Origin of the sequence: Hydrogenophaga sp. (assembly GCF_028698005.1) — a bacterium.
In the GTDB taxonomy this organism is placed as follows: Bacteria; Pseudomonadota; Gammaproteobacteria; order Burkholderiales; family Burkholderiaceae_C; genus Hydrogenophaga.
Map to the genome: position 1 here is coordinate 1 of NZ_JAQVEJ010000223.1, position 3532 is coordinate 3532.

The 3532-nt window shown below is 63.8% G+C and carries 2 protein-coding genes and 1 pseudogene; all 3 read left to right on the forward strand.

Annotated elements, in window-relative coordinates; all coding sequences use genetic code 11:
* On the forward strand, positions 1-1301 hold a 1301-nt coding region (locus PHQ87_RS15035), incomplete at its 5' end, for a ribulose-bisphosphate carboxylase (RefSeq protein ID WP_300236111.1).
* Between the two features lie 326 nt (positions 1302-1627).
* Positions 1628-2431 (forward strand): CbbQ/NirQ/NorQ/GpvN family protein, encoded by an 804-nt coding sequence (locus PHQ87_RS15040; RefSeq protein WP_300236113.1) that lies wholly within the window; start codon positions 1628-1630, stop codon positions 2429-2431.
* A 187-nt stretch (positions 2432-2618) separates the two neighbouring features.
* A pseudogene (locus PHQ87_RS15045) lies at positions 2619-3532 on the forward strand (hypothetical protein); the annotation flags it as partial.

The window sequence follows — 3532 nt, forward strand, 5'->3', positions numbered from 1 at the left end:
CCTACAAGATGAAGCCGAAGTCCGGCTACGGTTACCTGGAAGCGGCCGCTCACTTCGCCGCCGAGTCCTCCACCGGCACCAACGTGGAAGTTTCCACCACCGACGAATTCACCAAGGGCGTTGACGCCCTGGTCTACTACATCGACGAAGCCACCGAGGATATGCGCATCGCCTATCCGCTGGAGCTGTTCGACCGCAACGTCATCGATGGCCGCTTCATGCTGGTGTCCTTCCTGACCCTGACCATCGGCAACAACCAGGGCATGGGCGACATCGAACACGCCAAGATGGTCGACTTCTACGTCCCCGAGCGCGTGATCCAGATGTTCGACGGCCCGGCCACCGACATCTCCAACCTGTGGCGCATTCTCGGACGTCCGGTGGTCGATGGTGGTTACATCTCCGGCACCATCATCAAGCCGAAGCTGGGCCTGCGTCCGGAGCCGTTCGCCAAGGCCGCCTACCAGTTCTGGCTGGGTGGCGACTTCATCAAGAACGACGAGCCGCAAGGCAACCAGGTGTTCGCCCCGATCAAGAAGACCCTGCCCCTGGTGTACGACGCCATGAAGCGCGCCCAGGACGAAACCGGTCAGGCCAAGCTGTTCTCCATGAACATCACCGCTGACGACCACTACGAAATGTGCGCCCGCGCCGACTTCGCACTGGAAGTGTTCGGTCCCGACGCCGACAAGCTGGCCTTCCTGGTTGACGGTTACGTCGGCGGCCCCGGCATGGTGACCACCGCCCGCCGTCAGTACCCCAACCAGTACCTGCACTACCACCGTGCCGGTCACGGCGCCGTGACCTCCCCCAGCTCCAAGCGCGGTTACACCGCCTTCGTGCTGGCCAAGATGAGCCGTCTGCAGGGTGCTTCCGGTATCCACGTCGGCACCATGGGCTACGGCAAGATGGAAGGCGAAGGCGACGACAAGATCATCGCCTACATGATCGAGCGCGACGAGTGCCAGGGCCCGGTCTACTTCCAGAAGTGGTACGGCATGAAGCCGACCACCCCGATCATCTCCGGCGGCATGAACGCCCTGCGCCTGCCCGGCTTCTTCGAGAACCTGGGCCACGGCAACGTGATCAACACCGCCGGTGGCGGCTCCTACGGCCACATCGACTCCCCGGCCGCCGGCGCCATCTCCCTGCGTCAGGCCTACGAGTGCTGGAAGGCCAAGGCCGACCCGATCGAGTGGGCCAAGGAGCACAAGGAGTTCGCCCGCGCCTTCGAGTCGTTCCCGAAGGATGCCGACAAGATCTTCCCGGGCTGGCGCGAAAAGCTGGGCGTGCACAAGTAAGACTGCGGAGGGCGGAGCAGGGGCCCCGCTTGCGGGGATGCGACCCCGGAGCAGGCTAAGGCGGCGAGTCCAAGCAACTCACTTGCCGTCGCCTCTGCGATAGCCGCCCTGCGGAGGGCGGAGCAGGGGCCCCGCTTGCGGGGATGCGACCCCGGAGCAGGCTTCTGTACGTCGCCTCCCAAGCTGAAAAAGGAGAACGCCCCCTTCATGGGGGCGTTTTTCTTCCTGCGCTACAGACCCGCGCGTAATATGGACAAGGCAGAGTGCATGCCAGCGAACACCGCACCACGGGTTCGGCGGCATGCAGATTTGCACAGGAGAATGTCATGAGCGACAAAGAACAGTTCAAGGTTCGCCAGGAACCCTTCTATCAGCAGCAGGGCAATGAAGTCGCCCTGTACGAGGCGGCCTACCGCAACCGCCTGCCGGTGATGGTCAAGGGGCCGACCGGCTGCGGCAAGTCGCGTTTCATCGAATACATGGCCTGGAAGCTGGGCAAGCCGCTGATCACCGTGGCCTGCAACGAGGACATGACCGCCTCCGATCTGGTGGGCCGTTACCTGCTGGAGGCCGGCGGCACGCGCTGGCTCGACGGCCCGCTCACCACCGCCGCGCGCATCGGCGCCATCTGCTATCTGGACGAAGTGGTGGAGGCACGCCAGGACACCACCGTGGTGATCCATCCGCTCACCGACCATCGCCGCACCCTGCCGCTGGACAAGAAGGGCGAGCTCATCGAGGCCCACCCCGACTTCCAACTGGTGATTTCCTACAATCCCGGTTACCAGTCGCTGATGAAGGACCTCAAGCAGTCCACCAAGCAGCGTTTCACCGCCTTCGAATTCGACTATCCGGAGGCCGAGCTGGAGACCAGCATCCTGGCCAAGGAAAGCGGACTGGATGAGGCCGTTGCCGGCAAGCTGGTGAAGATCGGCCAAGCCGCCCGCAACCTGAAGGGCCACGGCCTGGACGAAGGCATCTCCACCCGCCTGCTGGTTTACGCGGCCACCCTGATCAAGGACGGCGTGGCGCCGCGCGACGCCTGCCGCATGGCGCTGGTACGGCCCATCACCGACGATGCCGACATCCGCGAGACGCTGGATCACGCCATCGACGCGACCTTCGCGTAAGGTGAAAGTCAAAGTAAAAAGCTTTCAACGCAAAGGGCGCAAAGGTAAATCTGCGTGAAAATCCCTAGGAGCGCGATTAGGTGCGTGGGTGTGGCGACGCGCCCGTCGCGGCAGAGCAGCTCCTACCGAAAATCTTTGCGCCCTTTGCGTACTTTGCGTCTTTGCGTTTAATTCCTGGATGTACGCCATGACCGAAACCGCATACGAACATCCCTTGATGAAGGCCTACTGGAAGCAGCTGAACAGCGGCTTCCCGCAGGTGCGCGAGGTGTTCGAGGACTGCATGGTGGAAGCGCTGGCGGTGCTGAGCCGCGACGGCCTGTCCGCCTATCTCGATGCCGCCGGCACCATCGGCCGGCTGGGTCGTGGCGTCGAACCGATCCTGGCCTTCATGGAGGAGTGGCCGTCGGTGGCACAGGCCCTGGGCGAGGACGCATTGCCGGCGGTGATGCAGACCATCCAGGCGATGCAGAAGTCGCCCAACGGCAAGGCCATTGCGCCCTTCCTGCAAACCCTGGCCCCGGTGGCGCGCCGGCAGCACTCGCTGGAACAGTTGCATCATTATCTCGACATTGCGCTGGAACTGATGCAGCGCACTACCGGTTCCATCCACGGCCATCACACCACCTTTCCCAGCCCGGGCCTGCCGCATTTCTTCCAGCAGGCGCCGTTCCTGTTCGCGCAGCTGTCCATGGCGGGCGTGCGCAACTGGGTGGAGTACGGCATCCGCAACTACGGCAAGCATCCCGAGCGGCAGGAGGAGTACTTCGCGCTGAAGTCGGCCGACAGCCGGGCGGTGTTGCAGCGCGAGCGCCACGGCGTGCTGTTCGCCGATGTGGAGCGCCGGCTGGATTTGTACATGCGCGGGCTGTGGCAGGATGCCGAACAACTGGTGCCGTATTCCACCGCCTTCGACGAGCTGCGCAAGCCCGTACCGTATTACGACAAGCTGGGCATGCGCGTGCCCGATGTGTTCGACAGCAGCAACGGCATCAGCGGCATCGATCGCTACCGCGCCGTGTTGGCGCACATGGTGGGACACCGTCGCTGGACCACGGCCATCGTCGCCGACAACTACAGCCCGTTCCAGCGCATGGCCGT